General features: G+C 62.2%; 18 protein-coding genes and 1 pseudogene. 8 read left to right on the plus strand and 11 right to left on the minus strand.

Annotated elements, in window-relative coordinates:
• Positions 1 to 15: 15 nt before the first annotated feature.
• From P3T40_RS03005 to P3T40_RS03020, 4 genes are all read right to left on the minus strand, one after another.
• Positions 16 to 387 (minus strand): c-type cytochrome, encoded by a 372-nt coding sequence (locus tag P3T40_RS03005; RefSeq protein ID WP_429266202.1) that lies wholly within the window; start codon positions 385 to 387, stop codon positions 16 to 18.
• A complete protein-coding gene (locus P3T40_RS03010) occupies positions 384 to 1,175 on the minus strand; it encodes a BON domain-containing protein (protein WP_429266203.1) in 792 nt (263 codons plus the stop codon). Before P3T40_RS03010 ends, P3T40_RS03005 begins: the two co-directional genes overlap by 4 nt.
• Before the next feature lie 20 nt (positions 1,176 to 1,195).
• Positions 1,196 to 1,783, minus strand: coding sequence for a phosphoheptose isomerase (locus P3T40_RS03015; protein WP_429266204.1), 588 nt, complete (start codon positions 1,781 to 1,783; stop codon positions 1,196 to 1,198).
• Positions 1,784 to 1,969: 186 nt separating this feature from the next.
• The gene (locus P3T40_RS03020) at positions 1,970 to 2,461 is read right to left on the minus strand and encodes a YraN family protein (RefSeq protein ID WP_429266595.1); all 492 of its coding nucleotides are present in this window, start codon (positions 2,459 to 2,461) and stop codon (positions 1,970 to 1,972) included.
• A gap of 37 nt (positions 2,462 to 2,498) precedes the next feature.
• Here P3T40_RS03020 and rsmI point away from each other — a divergent pair, with 37 nt between their 5' ends.
• Positions 2,499 to 3,380 (plus strand): 16S rRNA (cytidine(1402)-2'-O)-methyltransferase, encoded by an 882-nt coding sequence (rsmI, locus tag P3T40_RS03025; RefSeq protein ID WP_429266205.1) that lies wholly within the window; start codon positions 2,499 to 2,501, stop codon positions 3,378 to 3,380.
• A gap of 112 nt (positions 3,381 to 3,492) precedes the next feature.
• Here rsmI and P3T40_RS03030 read toward each other — a convergent pair whose 3' ends face one another.
• Positions 3,493 to 4,098, minus strand: a complete 606-nt coding sequence (locus P3T40_RS03030; protein ID WP_429266206.1) for a septal ring lytic transglycosylase RlpA family protein — start codon at positions 4,096 to 4,098, stop codon at positions 3,493 to 3,495.
• A 629-nt stretch (positions 4,099 to 4,727) separates the two neighbouring features.
• On the opposite strand from P3T40_RS03030, the gene P3T40_RS03035 reads away from it, so the two are divergent.
• The 3 genes from P3T40_RS03035 to P3T40_RS03045 all read left to right on the plus strand — a co-directional run bounded on the left by P3T40_RS03035 (position 4,728) and on the right by P3T40_RS03045 (position 6,548).
• Positions 4,728 to 5,372 (plus strand): MBL fold metallo-hydrolase, encoded by a 645-nt coding sequence (locus P3T40_RS03035; protein ID WP_429266207.1) that lies wholly within the window; start codon positions 4,728 to 4,730, stop codon positions 5,370 to 5,372.
• Positions 5,369 to 6,001, plus strand: coding sequence for an exonuclease (locus P3T40_RS03040; RefSeq protein ID WP_429266208.1), 633 nt, complete (start codon positions 5,369 to 5,371; stop codon positions 5,999 to 6,001). The genes P3T40_RS03035 and P3T40_RS03040 overlap by 4 nt, the downstream gene beginning before the upstream one ends.
• Before the next feature lie 88 nt (positions 6,002 to 6,089).
• Positions 6,090 to 6,548, plus strand: coding sequence for an Lrp/AsnC family transcriptional regulator (locus P3T40_RS03045; protein WP_074263115.1), 459 nt, complete (start codon positions 6,090 to 6,092; stop codon positions 6,546 to 6,548).
• Between the two features lie 57 nt (positions 6,549 to 6,605).
• On the opposite strand, the gene P3T40_RS03050 is transcribed toward P3T40_RS03045, so the two are convergent.
• From P3T40_RS03050 to P3T40_RS03060, 3 genes are all read right to left on the minus strand, one after another.
• Positions 6,606 to 7,826, minus strand: a complete 1,221-nt coding sequence (locus P3T40_RS03050; RefSeq protein ID WP_429266209.1) for a cation diffusion facilitator family transporter — start codon at positions 7,824 to 7,826, stop codon at positions 6,606 to 6,608.
• A gap of 272 nt (positions 7,827 to 8,098) precedes the next feature.
• A complete protein-coding gene (locus P3T40_RS03055) occupies positions 8,099 to 8,398 on the minus strand; it encodes an H-NS family nucleoid-associated regulatory protein (protein WP_429266210.1) in 300 nt (99 codons plus the stop codon).
• A gap of 387 nt (positions 8,399 to 8,785) precedes the next feature.
• Positions 8,786 to 9,454, minus strand: coding sequence for a HugZ family protein (locus P3T40_RS03060; RefSeq protein WP_429266211.1), 669 nt, complete (start codon positions 9,452 to 9,454; stop codon positions 8,786 to 8,788).
• A 189-nt stretch (positions 9,455 to 9,643) separates the two neighbouring features.
• Here P3T40_RS03060 and P3T40_RS03065 point away from each other — a divergent pair, with 189 nt between their 5' ends.
• A complete protein-coding gene (locus tag P3T40_RS03065) occupies positions 9,644 to 10,855 on the plus strand; it encodes an MFS transporter (RefSeq protein WP_429266212.1) in 1,212 nt (403 codons plus the stop codon).
• Positions 10,856 to 11,120: 265 nt separating this feature from the next.
• Positions 11,121 to 12,731, plus strand: a complete 1,611-nt coding sequence (locus P3T40_RS03070) for a collagen-like triple helix repeat-containing protein (protein WP_429266213.1) — start codon at positions 11,121 to 11,123, stop codon at positions 12,729 to 12,731.
• 115 nt (positions 12,732 to 12,846) lie between these two features.
• On the opposite strand, the gene P3T40_RS03075 is transcribed toward P3T40_RS03070, so the two are convergent.
• Both P3T40_RS03075 and P3T40_RS03080 read right to left on the minus strand, forming a co-directional pair.
• On the minus strand, positions 12,847 to 13,851 hold the full coding sequence (locus tag P3T40_RS03075) for a cupin-like domain-containing protein (RefSeq protein WP_429266214.1): 1,005 nt from the start codon (positions 13,849 to 13,851) through the stop codon (positions 12,847 to 12,849).
• Between the two features lie 145 nt (positions 13,852 to 13,996).
• Complete coding sequence (locus tag P3T40_RS03080; RefSeq protein ID WP_429266215.1) at positions 13,997 to 15,142, minus strand: branched-chain amino acid ABC transporter substrate-binding protein; 1,146 nt, start codon at positions 15,140 to 15,142, stop codon at positions 13,997 to 13,999.
• A 632-nt stretch (positions 15,143 to 15,774) separates the two neighbouring features.
• Here P3T40_RS03080 and P3T40_RS03085 point away from each other — a divergent pair.
• Both P3T40_RS03085 and P3T40_RS03090 read left to right on the plus strand, forming a co-directional pair.
• The gene (locus P3T40_RS03085) at positions 15,775 to 16,473 is read left to right on the plus strand and encodes a dienelactone hydrolase family protein (protein ID WP_429266216.1); all 699 of its coding nucleotides are present in this window, start codon (positions 15,775 to 15,777) and stop codon (positions 16,471 to 16,473) included.
• A gap of 163 nt (positions 16,474 to 16,636) precedes the next feature.
• Positions 16,637 to 18,127: an amidase gene (locus P3T40_RS03090; RefSeq protein ID WP_429266217.1), complete on the plus strand. Its 1,491-nt coding sequence runs from the start codon at positions 16,637 to 16,639 to the stop codon at positions 18,125 to 18,127.
• A 23-nt stretch (positions 18,128 to 18,150) separates the two neighbouring features.
• Here the strand turns inward: P3T40_RS03090 and P3T40_RS03095 are convergent.
• Positions 18,151 to 19,441: pseudogene (locus P3T40_RS03095) on the minus strand (MFS transporter).
• Positions 19,442 to 19,647: the final 206 nt, after the last annotated feature.

Raw genomic sequence — 19,647 nt, forward strand, 5'->3', positions numbered from 1 at the left:
CAATGTAGCAAAACATCACTTAGACGGCGCTCCCGCGAGCACCCAATCCACCACCGTGCGGATATCCGCATCGCTCATTGCCGGGTGCGCAGGCATCGGAATCGCCCCCCACACACCCGAACCGCCATTCTTCACCTTGAGCGCCAACTTCACCGGCGCCTGAGCGTCGCCCTTGTACTTCGCCGCGATCTGCTGAAACGACGGCCCGACCAGCTTGCGATCCACCGCATGACATCCCATACACGCATTGGAGCTCGCGATCGCCTGACCGCGCGGTGTGCCGTCGGCGCGCGCGGTCGCAGCCAGACCGCCCAGCGCGAGCGCGGCGCTTAAACCCAGCAAGCCCCGCAACAACAACCCACGCCGAACAAAAACGCCCTGCTTCATTGGCTGACCTGCGGATTGCCCGGATGCACCTGGTTCGAATTCGTCACCGGTGCCGGTGCCTGCTGATCAAGCGGACGCGAGCTCACCGACGAATCCGGCACCGCGCCAACCGTTGCGTCGGTGGTCGGCGGAGGCGGCGGTGCAGCCGGTTCGCTTGTTGCAGCCGCGGTCGCCGCAGTGGCGTCTTGCGGCAAGATGTACTGGAACACCTTCACCACCTGCGTCACGCCGGGCACGCGACTCGCCACGTCGGCGCCGCGCGCGCCTTCGTCGCGGGTGACGAGGCCCATCAGATAGACCGAGCCGTTCTCGCAAACCACCTTGAAGTTGTTCGCCGAAATATTCTTCTCAGCGATCAGCGCAGTCTTGACCCGCGTTTCAAGGTACGAGTCGTTGGCTCGCGAGGAAATGTCCGCCCCGGGCTGGATGACCAGTTCGTTGACGATCGAAGTGACGTTGTTCAGGCTGCGCACAATCTGCTCCGCCTTCTGCTTCGAAGCGTCATCCGGTACTTCGCCGGTCAGCAGCACTCGGCGGTTGAACACCGTCACGTTGACGTGCGCCGTATCCGGCAAATTCTGGTTGATCTGCGCGATCGACTTCACCTGAATCTCGCGGTCTTCAGTTTGCGCGCCGACCGTGCGCCGGTCGGTCGCCACCAACGCTCCGCCGCCGGCAGCGCCGGCCACCAGCAGAAAGCAACCTTGCAGCGTCGCGGACAGACCCGCCGCCAGCCCCACCACCAGTGTGGTCCTCACCAACGTCGTCTTGATGCGAAATACGCTCATTAACTAGCTCTCCTTCGGAATCAGTCTTCGCCCAGCAACATGGCATCGATGCCGTCGCACAGACAATGGATGGTCAGCAAATGCACTTCCTGAATACGCGCGGTGCGCTCGGACGGCACGCAAATATGGATGTCTGTATCGGCCAATACTTCGTGCGCCTTGCCGCCGCCTTTGCCCGTCAGTGCCACGACAATCATCTCGCGCTCGTGCGCGGCCTCGACCGCGGCCAGCACATTCGCCGAGTTCCCCGAGGTTGTGATGGCGAGCAACACATCGCCGGGCTGACCGAGTGCCCACACCTGCTTCGAGAAGATCTGCTCGAACGTGTAGTCGTTGGCGATTGCGGTGAGTACAGAACTGTCGGTGCTCAGCGCAATAGCGGGCAAGCCCGGCCGTTCGCGTTCGAAGCGGCCAATCAGTTCGGCTGCGAAATGTTGTGCGTCGGCAGCGGACCCTCCGTTGCCACACGCAAGAATACGGTTGCCGTTGGCAAGCGCCATAAACATCGTGTCGATCGCAGCGGCGATCGGCATCGACAGGATTTCGAGGGCTTCGAGTTTGACCGCCGCGCTATCGCGGAAGTGCTGTTGAATGCGTTCGACTGACATCGAGTCTCTATCTTTTACCGCGTATGGACCGCTCTCGCGCCCCTGTTGTGAAGACATGTTGTTCTGACTGCAGTGCGGGCAGCAGGCAGCGCCCATGCGTCTACGGCTTCGCAAACTGCACGACGCCGCGTCACTCGCACGCGAGCGCAAGTTTATCGCACTCAAGCCCAATATCCGCGAGGCGACTCAGACTTCGTCGGCGCGAAAAGCGTCGCGTAACCAGACAAGCCGCCCTGCTTCGAACGCGATGACATCAAAACGGCACGCGGGGACGACGCTCACGCGTGTGGCCAGATAATGCCGCGCGGCGCGCACCAGCCTTTGTCGCTTCTGCCAGCCAATGCTCGCGGCCGCGCCGCCATAGTGCCGTTGCGCTCTCGCCCGCACTTCGACGAACACCAGCGCGCCATCGCGCTCGCGCATCACCAGATCGATCTCGCCGCCACGGCACGACACATTGCGCGCCACCAGACGCAAGCGCTGGCGCTGCAGAAACACGAGCGCGTGCGTTTCGAAAGCCGCTCCGACGTCTTTGGACCCGCCACGTCCTGAAAAGTTGTGAGCGGTGGATCGAGGTGTTGAGCGGCCCGTTTCGCGCTCAGTGGATGCGCCGCCGGTGGCATGCACGCCACTCGCTCCACTCACCCCGTCCGGCCGCCTTGCCGCTGCGTGGCACAATGTTGGCCTTGCTCTGTCTGTCTGCGTTTTCTGCCTCATGACTCCTCTCTCCGAACTTGCGCAAGGGCAGCAATATCCCGCTGCCGCGCTCTATGTGGTGGCGACGCCAATCGGCAACGTCGCGGACATCACGCTGCGCGCGCTGCATGTACTCGGACTGGTGGACCGCATCGCCGCCGAAGACACCCGCAACACTGGCCAACTATTGGCGCGCTACGGCATCTCGAAGCCGCTCGTGGCCGTGCATCAGCACAACGAGCGCGAAGCGGCGCTGCGCATCGTCGAGCATCTGCAAGCGGGCGAGCGGGTCGCGTACGTTTCCGATGCCGGCACACCCGGCATTTCGGACCCCGGCGCAAAACTCGTCGACGCCGTACGCGAAGCGGGCCTGCCGGTGATTCCGCTGCCCGGCGCGAGCGCGCTCGCCACGGCACTCTCCGCCGCAGGCGACTGGGTCGCGACCTTCTCGTTCCTCGGTTTTTTGCCGCCCAAAGCGAAGCAGCGCGCGGCGGCGCTGCAATCGCTCGCGACGCATCCTCACGCGATGGTCTTCTACGAAGCGCCGCATCGCATCGTGGAAACGGTCGAAGCGCTGGCCGACGCATTCGGCGGCGCACGCAAACTGCTCATCGCACGTGAACTGACGAAGTTACATGAGGCGCTGCATCGTTGCACCCTGGCCGAAGGGCCAACGTGGCTGGCAGCCGACCCGAACCGGCAGCGCGGCGAATTTGTGCTGGTGGTGGAAGGCGCGCAACAGGAAACGGCGGGCGAACACGATCACGACGCGTTGCTAGGCATCCTGCTGGAAGAATTGACTGTGAGTAGCGCGGCGAAGGTCGCGGCAGCCATCACGGGGGGGGCGCGCAACGCGCTGTACACGCGCGCACTGGCGCTGAAGAAAGACGAGGAAGAGTGAAGGGCCGCGCAAGCGGTGGCCCCTCGGAGACGCGCGCGGACGGCAAGAAGCCGAACGCACCTCAACGTAAGCGGTAAGGCGCACGTTCCGCGCGCCGGCCGCCTTCATCACATCATTTGACGTCGTTGCTGTTCGACGCCAGCGTTTCGGCCTGTTCCGCCTTCGCCTGCTGTTGCGTCAAACCTTCGATCTGCACGCGTGCGGTGCCCGCATGTGCCATGTGCAACGCAGTAGCGGCTGCGAGCGAGAGGTCGATTATCCGGCCGCGTGCGAATGGGCCGCGGTCGTTGATCCGCACGATCACCGAGCTGTCGTCAGCCGGATTGGTGACCTTCACGTAAGAACCGAGCGGCAGCGTGCGGTGCGCTGCGGTGAGCGCGTGCATGTCGTAGCGCTCTCCGTTCGCCGTGCGGCGGCCGTGGAAGAACCTACCGTACCAGGACGCGCGCCCGGTCTCGTGGAAACCAGCCGCAGTGGGACCTGTTTCCGTAAGCGGCTGGGCGTCGGCAAGCGAGGTACTGCTAGCTTCGGGGGCCGATGCGGCCGGTGTGCCGAAGGCCTGCGGCGCGGACATACTGGCGCCGCCTGCTTGTGCGCTCTTGGTGCTGAGCGGCGGCGGGTTACTTGCCTCGTTGGCTGCGTTCGGGGGCATGGCGCACCCTGCGAGCACAAAAAAGGCAAAAAGACTCCCCATACTTCGGGATGACCGAGTTTTCATAAGACGTAAAATCACAATGTCGAGCCGCATTACGCGATAGCTGCGTATTGCCTGCGACTCCGGCGGAAAACGAACGACCACGCGCCGCGCTAAAAAGCGCAGTACGCTGAAGCCCGCACGCGGCATTTTCTGCCGCTCCCGCACGGTTAATTTTCACGTCTGGCGCAACCTGTCCCCGGCAGCCTGACCAGACCCCACAAGCCGCCATCGAACGTGGCAAATCACGTTCTTGCGCCCTAGACAACAGCGCGCAGGAACGGCGGCGTAGGCCCCACCCAGCGTCACGGCATATGGCCGTTGCAGGCGCGTGGCACCTGGCTGGACGAGACGTGCGCATCGGACGCATCCGATGCTTGATTTGCCGTCAACAAAAGCTGTGACGGCACTTACTTGACGACGACCAGCGCTCCACTTTTCATGGGGACGCATCGCCATTTGGCAGCACGGTTTCCCGTACACATGAGCCCATTATACCCAAAACACAATTCTGGGATGGCAAGCGCCTGATAACTTTGATGAATTTTCACTATTGATGCAAAAATGAGCATTGGGCAGCACCCATTCGGCATATCGGCGAGGCCCCTGCAGCGCCGGTACAATCAACGTTTTTGCCGCGGCCTACCGTCCTCATGAAAGTCACTCTGATCCCTGTCACCCCGTTCCAGCAGAACTGTTCGCTGCTCGTTTGCGAGGCAACGGGACGCGCCGCCGTCGTCGATCCAGGTGGCGATCTCGAGATCATCCACGGTGAGATCGAGCGGCAGAATGTGTCGGTCGAAAAGGTCTTCCTCACACATGGCCATATCGATCACTGCGCCGGCGCGAAGACCCTGGCCACGCACTACGGCGTCCCGATCGACGGGCCGCACCCTGATGAACGTTTCTGGCTCGACAAGCTGCCCGACCAGAGCACGCGCTTCGGCTTTCCGGCGGCGCAAGCCTTTGAGCCGGACCGTTGGCTGCAGGACGGTGACACGGTCCAGTTCGGCAATGAGACGCTGGAGGTCTATCACTGCCCGGGGCATACGCCCGGCCATGTGATCTTTTTTAGCCGCGCGCACCGGCTCGCGCTGGTGGGCGACGTACTGTTCGCCGGCTCGATTGGCCGCACGGATTTCCCGCGCGGCAACCACGCCGACCTGATTCGCTCTATCCGCGACAAGCTCTGGCCTCTCGGCGATGACGTCACGTTCGTTCCCGGTCACGGCCCGACTTCAACGTTCGGCGCCGAGCGCCGCACGAACCCATACGTTGCCGATGGAGTGAGTGCATGAGCGCCGAAATCTATGTGAGCACCGACGTTGAAGCGGACGGCCCAATTCCTGGTCCGCATTCCATGCTCAGTTTCGCCTCGGCCGCATACACCGAGGATAAGCAGCTCATCGGCACCTTCTCCGCGAACCTCGAGGTGCTGGAGGGCGCAAGCGCGCATCCGGTTCAGGAAGCCTGGTGGAAGACTCAGCCCGAGGCATGGGCAGCCTGCCGCCGGGATCTGCAGCAGCCGGCCAAAGCGCTCACGGACTACGTCACCTGGGTCGAGGCGTTGCCGGGCAAACCGGTCTTCGTGGCCATGCCGGCTGGCTTCGACTTCACCTTCATGTTCTGGTACATGATGCGCTTCACCGGCCGTTGCCCGTTCTCGTGGTCCGCGCTCGACATCAAGACGCTTGCATTCGCCATGACCGGCCTGCCTTACCGTAAGTGCATCAAGCCGCGCCTGCCGCAACGCTGGTTCGACGATCATCCGCACACCCACGTCGCGCTCGACGATGCGATCGAACAGGGCGCCCTCTTCTGCAACATGCTCGCAGAGTTGCGCGCCACCCAGGCAGCAGCAGCGGCCGCGGCCGCAAAAGATGGGGACGGCTCAGGGCAAAAAGCCGCTGTCAAACCTGCAAATTAGGTAATCTCCCTCGTCAGAGCCGTTTTACATTGCGTTTCGTTTTCGCGGCCTCTACCATAAGGACCATGGCACGCCAACGGAGGCGCAGTTGACACTCGATACGTTCTCTCAAAAGATCCTGCGCCTGTTGCAGCTCGACGCTCGCCGGTCGGTGCAGGAGATCTCCGACCAGGTCGGCCTCTCCAGCACACCATGCTGGCGGCGGATCAAGGACATGGAGCAATCGGGGGTGATCCAGCGTTACACGGCGCTGCTGGATCGCGAAAAGCTCGGTCTGCACGTGTGCGCACTGGCCCACATCCACCTGACACGGCACACGGAAGGCGGGGTCGAACAGTTCGAGCGGGAGATCGCCACCTGTCCCGAGGTGACCGAGTGCTACAGCACCACCGGTGAATCCGATTACATCCTCAAGATCGTCGCGCCGGACATCAAGGCGTACGACGCGTTTCTGCACGAACGCATCTTCAAGATTCCGGCGGTCGCGCAAGTTCGCACGAGCGTCGTGCTGCGCGAAATCAAGTTCGACACGCAACTGCCGCTTTGAGATGCTGATGATGACGGTGCCGCCTTGCCGGGATGCGTCAACGGAGCGCGGCCTTCTTTAGACGACGTCGTGACGCTCGGGTGTGGCCGCTTCGGCCGCTTCGACCTCTTCGACACGCGCGTCGGGCTCCATGGCCCTGAGCACGCTCATGTGCCGCGCGCCCAGCCGGCGCTTCAATCCCGCAAGATCAAGGCGAGCCAGTCGCTGGGCGTCGCTTTCGCGAGCATCCGGGGCGCTGGCGGGTAGCGTCACGTCGACGTCGAGCCCCGTGCTCAGGTAGTGAATATTGACCGCCGCCGCGCGCTCGCCTTGTGCAGCCAGCGCGGCGTCTACCACCGCAACAACCTGCTCGCGCGGCGGTAGATTGACAGGCGGCCGGGCCAGCGCATCGTTTTCCGGATCGACGTGAATCAGCGCATCCAGCACGCGGCTGTCGTTCAGTACGCGTGCACGTGCCAACTCGGCAATGTAGTGCCCTTCCGATACCGAGATCAGCGGATCGACCAGAATATGCGCGTCGACAAGTGCGAAGTCGCCCATTTTGCGCGTGCGCAGTTCGTGCACGTCGCGCACGCCCGCGGTCGACATCAGCAACGTGCGCACATCAGCCGCAGCGTCATCGTCGAGCGCGCGGTCGGACAGATCCTGCAGCGCATCCCAGCCAAACGTCCAGCCCATGCGCGCGACCATGAAACCGACGATAGCCGCCGCAATCGGATCGAGAAGCCGCACGCCGGCCAGACTGCCGAGAATACCGAGCGCCACCACCAGCGACGACGCTGCGTCCGAACGCGCATGCCATGCGTTGGCGATCAGCATGGCTGAGCGCACGCGTTGCGCTTCACGCAGCACGTAGCGGAAGAGTCCTTCCTTCGAGACGAGTACCAGCACGGCCACGGCGAGGGCGCTGAGGTGAACCGCAGGAATATCCTGCAAATCGGCCAGCCTCGTTCCAGCCCGCCACAGCATGCCGACGCCGACCGCAATTAGCAATGCCCCGAGAAACAGTGAGGCCACCGTCTCATAGCGGCTGTGACCATAATTGTGATCGGCATCAGGTTTGACGCCACTGTGACGATTGGCGATTAGTACGACAAAATCCGAGACCAGATCGGCAAGCGAATGCACGCCGTCCGCCACGAGCGCCTGAGAATGAGCAATCACGCCGATGACGATTTGCAGCGTCATCAACACCGTATTGAGCGCGATACTGACAAATGTACTTTTACGCGCGACGTGGTGTTTTTCCGCGGATTCGGCGGCGAGAGTAGAAATCATGCGAGCGCGTGGAGATTTTTCAATGAATGAATTCTAACCGCAGCTTCATAACAAACTATCGATTCCCCTAAAATTCTCTTTTAAATCAGATGCTTATCCAAACGGGAAGCATTCGTGTTTCCGCTCCACGGGATGCGTCTCGCGTCGGCAGTGGAATGGAGTCTGTCAGATGGCTCTATCAGACATATTGCATAAAAAGAAAAACCGCGCACCTGAAGGTTGCGCGGCTCTTTCATCGACAGCGTACTAAAGCGCACGCCGTGATGTTGCGATTAACGTGCGATTAGAAACTTCTCACGATCCTGACCGGCGATCCAACGCGGCGGTTTGCCGCGGCCGGACCAGGTGCTGCCGCTTTCCGGGTCGCGGTATTTCGGGGCGACGCCGGCACGCGGGCGGCCCACTTTCGCATTCTTGCCACGGGCGCCGCCCAACTCGGTGAGCGTAATGCCGTAGTCGGCCATCTTCTGCTTGATCTCGTTCAACACTTCCGCGTATTCGCGCGACTTTGCTTCTTCGATCTGCTTTTCCAGCTTCTCTCGCTGCGCGAGTAGTTCCTTGTAGGAAGACATAGGTTCCCTTATGGTTTGGATAAATGACTACCAGTCTGAGCCGGTTTGCCCTTTGAAGGTGTTCATGCCTCGGAATTTGCAGGCGAGATTAACACAAAACGGAAAGCGTGGAAAAGTCCAATTCTTAAATTAATTATATTTCGTTTCAAAAAATTTCATTAAGCTTCGCCCCACCAAGCCTTTCATTTACCTCTTTTTCGCAGCCCGTGGAAAAGACGGCCACGCCGTACATAAATACCCAGTTTAATTCCCAAATCATGAAAATTAATATGTAATTTGGGCAGAAACATCTCATGGGATGAGAACTTCTGGCGTGATACAGGCGCAAAAATGAGATAAATAGTCCGGCCGCATCAATAGATCGGTGTTTTCCCGAAATAGTGGCGGTTACGAACCATCCTTATGTCGCGTGATGCAATCTTGTACTGCCGCATGCAAGAATTCGGTATCTTTTGCCACTGTCTCGAATATGAAGCGCCGTCGGATGTTGCCGCTTTCGAGATCCGCGCCGTAACGGTCCACGCCTAATAATTTGAGATGACCCGGCCGCTGCGGATGAGCGTCGAAAAACGCCAGCAATGCCTCCTCTTCGTCATATTCAATGGATTCGAGAGGATCGAGTTCATTGCCGTCGAGCCAACCCATCGCGCCAAAGCCTCCGATATAGCGCATTCGTTCGGGCGTCATCATCCAGAAGTTGAAGTCGCCGAGCGCGAGGTAACGCTCGGCGTCCGGGTGATAGCGCAGGTAATGGCGTACCGCCGCGGGCTCCGGTTCGACCATCTCGAACGCACCTAGCAGTGTGAGCCGCTGGCCGTTGAGCACGTCGCCGTCCGGGGCATGCGAAACCAGAAATCCCGCCCGCGGATCGGCTTGCAGGTTGCGCGTATGTTCGGCAAGGCGGCTCACCAGGATCGTCGGACGATGCTGCGCATCCGGCGCAAACGGCAGGATCGACGGGTACGGGAAGCCCTCGGGCTGGCGCGAATGAGTCGCGAGCGTGCCGGCAGCGGCCTGATGCAGCAGATGAAGCGGAGCGTGAGCGGGAATATTCAAGTGCGCGTCCTCGATGGATGGCGAGCCGCGGGTCAACACAAGGCGTCGGCCCGGACATCATTCTGGATAGCAGTAGATATTAGTGCAGCGCAGGCCTGCACGACCGCGGCCGCTTCGTTAGAATCGAAGCTTCGCTTTCAGGCGGCTTTCTTGGCTTCGCCTATATTGTTTCCCGTCCACGAGACTTCTGTGTCCGACCGCTCGCCCGACTTCTCCGCGCTTCCTGCTGCCCACCGCGACCTGCCGCCCACCTCGCTGCGTCGCGCCCGCTTCGCGACCATGGCGCTCTTCTTTATTGCCGGGATGATGTATGCGTCGTGGGGGGTGCATGTGCCGACCGTGCGCGACCGCTTCCATCTGAATCCGGCACTGCTGTCCGTTGCATTGCTGGCCGTGGCGGGCGGCTCGATTACCGCCATGGCAACCAATGCGTCGTGGATTGCCCGGGTCGGTACGCGTCGCGCGTGTCTTGTCGGCGGACTGACGATGGCGGTCTGCGCAGCGCTGATCCTCGTCGTGCCCACGTACTGGCTGCTGCTGATTGTGCTGGCGATCTTCGGTGCCGGCATGGCGACGCTGGACGTGGCAATGAACGCTGAAGCGAGCGCCGTCGAGCAGACGCTCGGACGGCCGATCATGTCCGCACTGCACGGCATGTTCAGTGTCGGCGGGATGGTGGGCGCCGCTGTGGGCGGAGTCCTGCTGTCGCGCGGGATGGCGCCTGAGATGCACCTTGTGTTGGTCGCAGCCGTGAGCGCGCTCGTCCTGCTGGTCGCGTGCCCTGCCGTCTTGCCGCATGTGCCGCACGCCGACCATCCGGATTCCGCGACGCCGCGCGCCAACCGCTGGCGCGCTCCCGCGCTTTGGGCGCTGGGGGCAATGGCTCTGGTCGCGCTGATCGCCGAAGGAGCGATGTACGACTGGGCGACCGTCTATATGCGCGACGTCGTCCTCGCCACGCCAGCGCTCGCAAGCGCGGCCTACGCGGCGTTTTCGGGCGGCATGGCGGCGGCCCGCTTCGGTGGCGATGCCGTGCGCGCCCGTTTCGGCGCGCCGCAACTCGTGATGGCGAGCGCCTCGCTCGCGTGTGCGGGGATGATCGGTGCACTGCTGCTGCCCTATCCGTTCGCTGCGTTGACCGGTTTCACGCTGATGGGTCTTGGGCTGGCGAACATGATGCCGGTGCTGTTCGCGGCGGCCGCGCGGGTCGAAGGCATTCACGCGGCGGAGGGGCTCGCGCATGTCGCGGGGCTCGCGTATTTCGGATTGCTGCTGGGGCCGGTGATTATCGGCGGGGTTGCGCAGGTGACCAGTCTGCCGATCGGGTTGTCGGTGGTGGCCGTGTGTTCCGCGCTGATCGCATTCGCCGGGCCCAAGGTGTTGCGGCGATTCAAGATCTGATCACCTGGTCAAGACCCGCGCGGTACGCTGTTGTTTAGCCTCGGCTCGTGACGCCGGAAATGCGCCGCTTTGCGTTACGTTACATGCGCTGGGCGCGAGGCCCTGTTCCGCGACACATCGTTGCGCGTAACGACCGTCCAGGACCATCATCGCACCCGCTCACGCTTGATTCTTCTGGGTTTATTCTGCATGACTGATCACGTTGTACAAATGGCATAGGGCTTGCAGTTAGCTCCCCATCGTCTTCAAGATAGGGGAGCACAACGTGAATCGCAATTTCCAAATGACGGCCATCGCCCTGTGCGTGTCGTCGCTGATGATTCTTCAAGGCTGCGGGACGACGGTGAATAAACCGCCGACAGTTGGCAGCGGTTCGGGAAGTGGTGCAGGCGCTGGGGCGGAGGCGGGTTCTGGTTCGGGTGGGGGTACGCATACGCCGACTCCGACTCCGACTCCGACACCTACGCCTACGCCTACGCCTACGCCGACGCCGACGCCGACGCCCACACCAACGCCGACGCCGACGCCTACGCCCACACCGACCCCGACCCCGACGCCTACGCCCACACCCACCCCGACTCCGACTCCGACGCCAACACCCACGCCGTCCCCCAGCGCCAACGCCATCGGGGTCGTCGTCCAGAACACGGGCAACGTCGTCAGCGCCACCGGCCAGACGGTCTCTTCGATCGGCAGCCAGATCGGCCTCACCCCGATCCCCGGCGGCAACTCCGCGACCACTACCGCGCTCGGCAATGTCCTGTCCAATCTTGGCAACGGCGTCACCGCCGTCGGCATGGGCGCGACCAACGGTCTCGGTCAACTGGGCAACTCGGCCAATCCGCTTGGCGTCACCCTTTCGAGCAGTGGCAACCTCGTTTATGGCGCGGGTCAGGCGGTCAACAGCGCAGGACAGCTAGTGACCAGTCTTGGCAGCGGTCCGACCACACCGCTCAGCCCACTGACCACTCCGCTCGGCAGCGCCGTCTCCACGCTCGGCAACGCCGTCAGCGGACTTGGCACCCACCTTGGCAAGGCTCTCTCGACCGGTCCGATCGAGCAGGTCACGCAGTCGGCCAGTACCGCCGTCACGCCCATCACGACCACCCTCGCGCAGACGACCCAGACCATCGGCAACACCAGCGGCCTCGGCGCGCCGCTGAACGGCTTGCTGTCGACCATCGGCCACGGGCTGGACAGTGCGGGTGGCCAGATCAGCAGCGCGACCGGCAATCCGATCGGCCAGAACCTGGGCAACGTGGTCACCAATGTGGGCGACACCGTTACGTCCGCCGGCGGTTTGCTGACCGGCGGCACGGGTGGCAATCCGCTGGCGCCCATCACCGGCATCCTCACTGGCGCCACCAACCCGCTGAGCGGCACGCCACTGGCGCCGCTCATCAGCATCCTGACAGCGTTGCCGGGCACGCTGAGCGGAGGCCTGACTGGCGGCAGCGGTGGTTCAGGCAACCCGCTCGCACCGCTCACGGGCGCACTGACCACGGTGACTTCGTCTCTGACGGGTGCCCTGGGTGGCGTAGGCGGCGGCTCGGGTAGTCCGCTTGCGCCGCTGACGGGCGTCCTGACCTCAGTCACTGGCGCACTCGGCGGCGGCACAGGTGGATCAGGCAATCCGCTGGCGCCGGTCACTTCGGCAGTCTCGTCACTGACTGGTGCGCTGGGTTCGGTGACAGGGAGCGTAACGGTATCGGGCTCGGCCAGCGGGTCTGGCTCAGCCAGCAGCGGCAATCTGCTCGCGCCTCTCACCGGTTTGGTCAGTTCGCTCACCGGCGGCCTGGCCGGGGCGACTTCAGGCAGTAGCAGTTCCGGTAGCACCTCGGGCGGCCTGCTCGGCGGCTTGGCAGCGAAGAAATAACGACAGCAATAATAAGAAGCGGTATTAGGGGGGCGGCGGACCGGGCAACCGGTCCGCCGTTTTTTATTGCCCGGGAGCGAACGTCATCACGCAGACGTCGCGGCGCATTGCACGCCTAGAGTTCGTGATACGTATCGTAGGTATTGCAGAAATCGTTGCGCACGACGAAGTTGGTATAGGTCATCGTGACAGAGGCCTCGAGCCCTTCGACGTAGTGCCACCAGCCGATCGGCAAAAACAGCAGATCGCCGGGCCCAATCGTGCATTCAATCAGGTTCGCCTGCTGCAAGGCTGGAAAACGCGTGACGTCGATAGCACTGCCGTCTACCTGCGAATAACAGTGCAAGTGGTTATACATATGCGGCGTATCCGACATCGGGATCAGCTTGACCCGTTTGCGCCCAATCACCTGTGCCATGAAGTTATTGGTCAGGTCATGGTGAAACGGCGTCTTCGTGCCGGCCGGTCCAAACCAGAAAAAGCCCGTGTCTGGCGAAGCGGGATCGAGATACTCGCGAATAGTCGGCACATCCGCCCACAACGCCGCAAGCGACACGCGATTTTGCGACGTGTTGTTCGCCGTCATATAAAAGTCGTTGGTCGCGCCACTGCGCTCAACCAGATCGACATATTCGCGAAACGGCATGATTCGCTTCAGATTCGGCTGGTTGATTTCGTAGTTGGGATCGGAGTTGCGACCAAACTGCACTTCAACTTCGCAATCGCCGCAGCGCGCGCGAAAGTAATCGAAATTCCATTGCGTGCGCGCCGGCCACGAATCGAATGCACCGGTGATAATCACAGGCCGGTTCTGAAAGTAGTACTGCTCAAAGAATTCTTCACGCGAAAGTCGCTCGCGCCGTTCGACTGCGCCACCACTTTCCCGCATACGGCTCAACTGGCTATACACAGATAGCGTCCAGTCGCGCTTGCGCAAACGATTGCGCAGTCGCGTGCCGCCCTGAAGATACGGGCTTGCCAGTGCAGTGTTGATTTCGAGAGCCGCTTCTTCGGGATTGAATCCCTGTTGCATTAACGCTGCATGCATCGCGGGCGGCGCCGCGCCCAGCAGCAGATTTTCGGCTATCCAGCGACGCCAGTCGTCAATCGATCGGGTCACGCTTTTCTCCCTGCGTTGTGATTCGTACGATCGTTAGACTCTCATGCAGTCACCCAAAAGAAAAGGCACGCGTTCCTAAAAAACGCGTGCCTTAAATCATCCGACAGACGGTAGGCAAAACGCCTACCGTCATGCGACTTGATAGTTACATCTTGACCACGTCCAGCAGCGTCTTCTTGCCGCCCTTGTAGTCATACAGCGAGATCACGCCGTGCTGCAGGTCGCCGTGCGAATCGAACGTCGTTTCGCCAATCACGCCCTTGTAGTCGGTCGTCGGCATTGCTGCCAGGATCTTTGCCGGATCCGTCGAGTTAGCACGCTTCATAGCATCAGCGATGATGTACACAGCGTCATACGTGAACGGAGCGTAGATCTGGATCGGTTGGCCAAAACGCTTTTCGTACTTGGCTTCGAACGCCTTGCCGCCAGCCATCTTCTCGAGCGCCATACCGGCTTCCGAGCAGACGATGTTGTCGGTTGCGTCGCCAGCCAGGTCCGATAGCTTGTCGGTACACACGCCGTCACCGGCCAGAACCTTCGCGCGCAGGCCGAGCTGCTTGGCTTGCTTGGCGAACGGGCCGCCGGTGGCGTCCATGCCGCCGTACATGATCGCGTCAGGGTTTTCGCCCTTGATCTTCGTCAGAATTGCGCGGAAGTCGACAGCCTTGTCGTTGGTCGCGTCATGCGACATCACGTTCATGCCGAGCGACTTGGCGGTCTTCTCGAATTCGTTTGCCAGACCTTGGCCATAAGCGGTCGAGTCGTCGACGATCGCGACGCTCTTCACCTTCAGGTCCTTGGACGCGTAGTTAGCCAGTGCCGGGCCTTGTTGCGCATCGGTCGCCACGACGCGATACGTCGTCTTGAAACCCTGTTGCGTGTAAGCCGGGTTCGTTGCCGACGGCGAGATCTGCACGATGCCTGCATCGCTATAGATCTTCGAAGCCGGGATCGAGGTGCCCGAGTTCAAGTGGCCGACCACTGCGACAACCTTGTCGTCAACCAGCTTCTGCGCAACCTGCGTTGCCGTACGCGGGTCAGCCGCGTCGTCTTGTGCGTCGAGTTCCAGCGTGACTTTCTGGCCGCCAATCGTCAGACCCTTGGCGTTGATTTCTTCAACCGCCAGACGAGCGCCGTTTTCGTTGTCTTTACCCAGGTGAGCAATACCGCCGGTAAGCGGTGCGACGTGGCCGATCTTGACGACCTCGTCCGCCACCGCGCCAGTTGCCATCGACGCAAACAACATGGCCGCAGCGCTGATCGGCAACAGCTTTTGAATCTTGATGTTCATGTAAGTCTCCAGTTTCGGTCCCAAAAACAACGTAATCGCCCTGTGCCCCCGCTTCCTTCTCGTGTCGCTCAATCCCGTGGACGACCACGCCGGTTGCATCGTTATGCACTTGGCCAGCACGAGAACCAGTCTGTTTGTGGCAGGCGGCTATGCGTACTTGCGCGCAAGTGTAGGCTATCAAATTAATTTGTGGGATTTTTTTGAGGAAGTGGGATGAACACCAATAGCGTTTATCCCACAAGGTCGAATGGAGAACCGCTTGCCACCTCGGAAAGCACCGACCCATGCGGGTTTCCGCTAAGCAGGGGGATTTTTTAGGCGTGTACGCCTAAAGGTTTTTCCGGCCTAAACCGTTAATTGGCTGAATAAGGATTGAGTGGCCGAAACGAACCCGGCCACACCGCGTGGGGTGTGCTCCTTTCGGCTTGCGAGAGCCGCGATTTCGAGAGCGCCCCGCGCGCCATTCGTGTCCAGCAGATCGACCCGTTCTGCCGCAGCGAAGCCCTCTTTGCGTTTCACCGGAACGCCGCGTCGCCTCTGGCCTCGCTGCACGGCCTCTCTTTTAGTGGCAAACTGACCGCCCACTGCGGGCATTGCCCGCCTGCCCCCATAGTAATTTGAAGGAGAGCGACGTGAGCGTGACTTCCCGATGGATCGACATCCCCGCCGGCAATGAAAGTTTCCAGGGCTATCTGGCGCTGCCCAAAGGCGGCAAGGGTCCGGCCGTCATCATCATTCAGGAAATCTTCGGCGTGAACAGCCATATCCGCGCGGTCGCCGAGCAGTACGCGCAAGATGGCTACGTGGCACTCGCGCCGGACATCTTCTGGCGCACCCAGCCGCGCGTCGAGCTGACCTACGCCGGCGCTGACCGCGACAAGGGCATCGAAATCCTGCAAAAGACCGATGTGGGCCTGGCCGTGGCCGACATCGGCGCGACGGCCGCTGCGCTGCGCGCCATGCCGGAAGTGACCGGCAAGGTGGCGGCGATCGGCTACTGCTTCGGTGGGCGCCTCGCCTATCTGGCTGCAGCGCAAAACACGATCGACCTCGGCGTGAGCTACTACGGCGGCGGCATCCAGAACCTGCTCGACGAAGCGGCGAAGATCAAAGTGCCGATGCAGTTCCATTACGGTGAACTCGACCACGGCATTCCGCTGGAAGCGGTGGGACAGGTGCAGGAGCGCTTCGCCGGTCGTGGCGACGCGGAATTCCACATTTATGCGAATGCCGATCACGGCTTCAACTGCACCGACCGCGCCTCGTACAACCAGCACGCGGCAGCGCTCGCACACGGCCGCACGCTGACGTTCCTCGGCGAGCGTCTGTAAGTCAGTTACGCTAGCGATACGCGACGAGGCACGCCGTCATCCACGGCGCGCCTCGTCCGACCTCCGGCTGTGCATACTCGAGCCGCGAGCCACCGGCTGGCCTCATGTAGCTCGCGCAGGCGACCGCTACTTCTATTTACCGTACCCGCGAGGCACATCCGGCGTGCTATCCGACTACCTGGCCCATGACGCAATGGGCCTCGCCAACCTGGTCCGCACCCGCGAAGCTAGCGCGCGCGAATTGCTCGATATCGCCATCGCGCGCGCCGAAGCTGCCAATCCCGCCATCAATGCCATCGTCCTCAAGGACTACGACGCGGCTCGCGAACGCGCGTCACGCGATCATGCGCACGCGCCCGGCGACGGCCCGTTCGCGGGCGTGCCTTATCTGATCAAGGACCTGGGCGCACCCGTAGCGGGCTTGCGGATGTCGATGGGCAGCCGCCACTACCGGCATTTCGTGCCCACCGAAGACGCGCCGGTCGTGGCCTTGGCGCGAGCCGCCGGCCTCAATATCTTCGCCAAGACGAGCACCTCGGAACTGGGCCAGATGCCCTACACCGAACCCGAACTGTTCGGACCGTGCCGCAACCCGTGGAGTCTCGACCACACACCGGGTGGCTCGAGCGGCGGCGCGGGAGCCGCGGTCGCCGCGGGCATTGTGCCGCTCGCTCACGCCTCCGACGGCGGCGGCTCGATCCGCATCCCCGCCTCCTGCTGCGGCCTGTTCGGCCTCAAACCGTCGCGCGGACGCATTCCGAATGTGTATGGGGCCGCCCCCGGCGAGTTAGGCGTCGATCATGCCGTATCGCGTAGCGTGCGCGACAGCGCCCTGCTGCTCGATTTCATGACCGGACACACGCAGCAACAGCCGCAAGGCGCACCCGGCACATTTCTCGGTGCAGTCAGTGAGCCATGCCAGCCGCTGACCATTGCTTATGTGACGGACCCGATGCTCGCGCCCACGCTGTCCGCCGATGCACGCGCGGCGCTCGAAGACGCGGCGCAACTCGCGGCATCGCTCGGCCACCATGTCGAGCCGGTCACGCTCGGCATCGACTTCGAAGCGGTGCGCCATGCCTTCCTGATGCTGTGTTCGGTGACGACTCGCGACATGGTGCTGAACGCCGAGCGCATCACCGGCCGAAAACCCACGCGCGACGAGTTCGAAATTGCGACGTGGGCGATGGCGCAGATCGGCCGCAAGCTCGGCGAGCGGGAATTGCCCGCCGCACTCGAGGAACAACGCCGCATCACCGTCAAGCTCACGGACCTGCTGTCGCGCTATGACGTGATCCTCTGCGCGACGTTGGCATCCGCGCCGATCAAGATCGGTGAGATGCAGCCGACCCAGAGCGAGCGCATGCAGATGCGCGCGGTAAGCGCGATGCCGATCGAGCCGCTCTTGAGGAAGATGCTGGCGGAAGCCGCCGACAAGGCATTCGCCTGGGCCGGTTGCACGGAGGTGTTCAATCTGAGCGGACAGCCGGCAATGTCGGTGCCGCTCTACTGGAACGCACGCGGCCTGCCGGTGGGCGTGCAGTTCGCGGCTCGCGAGGGTGGCGAAGCCACGCTCTTGCGACTCGCCGCGCAACTCGAAGCGGCGCGCCCCTGGTTCTCCAGAAGACCGCCCTTGATGCCGGCGCGCATCTGAACGCAACGCGCTAAAGCATGCACTCAGGCGTGCTTGCGGCGCGCGTCGAGATCGGCATGGCGCATGCCAGGAATATAGGCGAGCGCAACGATCGATAACGCGAGTCCACCCATCACGTAGTAGGTCGGCGCAATCGGTGAGCCAGTTGTTTTGGTAAGCCAGGTAACGATGAACTGACCGAAGCCGCCGAACAGCATCACCGCAATGTTGTACGCGAGAGAGAGTCCGGTGGAGCGCACGTTGGCGGGAAACAGTTCGGCGATCAGCGCGCCGAATGGACCGTAGTAGCCGGACAGCGTGATCGAGAGGATGGCCTGCACCAGAATCAGCTTCGACACGCTCGGTGCTGCCGCAAGCCACGAAAACAGCGGATAGATGATCGCGAGGGTCAGCACGAGCGACCACATCGACAACCCTTTGCGGCCGATGCGGTCCGACAACGCACCGGTCAGCGGCGAGAGCACCATAAGCAGCAGATTGCCGATGATCACCGCATAGAACGACTGCGCATACGGCAGCTTGAGTTGATTCACCGCGAAGGTGGGCAGATAGTTGATCAACACGTAGATGGTGACCGTCAATGCGATGACCGTGCCCAGTCCGCACACCACCTCGCGGCTATGGCTCGTGAGCACTTCACGCAGCGTCGCGCGGCGGGCTGTCTTTTGGGCATGCAGAAACGCTTCCGAATCGGCGAGGTGGCGGCGGATATAAAAGCCGATCGGGCCGATCACAAGGCCGAGCACGAAAGGCACGCGCCAGCCCCACGACTTGAGTGCGTCGGGCGACAATCCGTGCGTAATCAGTGCGCCCACTGCGGCACCGATCAGCAGCGCCGCCGCCTGGCTCGCCATCTGCCAACTACCGTAAAAGCCGCGCTTCGAGAAACGGTGCGGCTTCGATCAGGAGTGCGGTCGAGCTGCCGAATTCGCCGCCGGCCGAGAAGCCCTGCAAGAGACGCCCCAGCACGATCATCAGCGGCGCGCCGATGCCGATTGCGGAATACGGCGGCGCCACCGCCAGCAACAGGATGCCGAGCGTCATCAGCGCGATCACCAGCGACAATGCCGCCTTGCGCCCAGCACGATCCGCATAGAGTCCAAGCACGATGCCGCCGATCGGCCGCATGACGAACGCGACACCAAAACTCGCGGTGGTGAGAAGCAGCGACGAGTAATCGCTGCTGGAGGGGAAGAAGCGCTCGGCGATCACCACGGTCATCAGGCCGAATACCGTGAAGTCGTACCACTCGAGCGCATTGCCGATCACGGCTGCAGCCACCGCTCGCGTGTTGAGGCTCTTGGATGCTGCCATCAGGATCTCCACCCTTCGAAAGGTGTCGCGTGCTGTCTTGAAGGCGAGCCGCTCGACGAAACGACGCGCTGCCGCCATGCCAAATGCATTGCGAGTGTAAAGATCGCTGTAGCTGGTTTCAAGGTGAAAAAGGCGCCGGTCGCTTGCCGCGGCCGACGCCTTGATCAACCACCGGGAGGACCGCGCGGCCATGCTGCAGCGCATTT

Origin of the sequence: Paraburkholderia sp. EB58 (assembly GCF_050436665.1) — a bacterium.
Classification (GTDB): Bacteria; Pseudomonadota; Gammaproteobacteria; order Burkholderiales; family Burkholderiaceae; genus Paraburkholderia.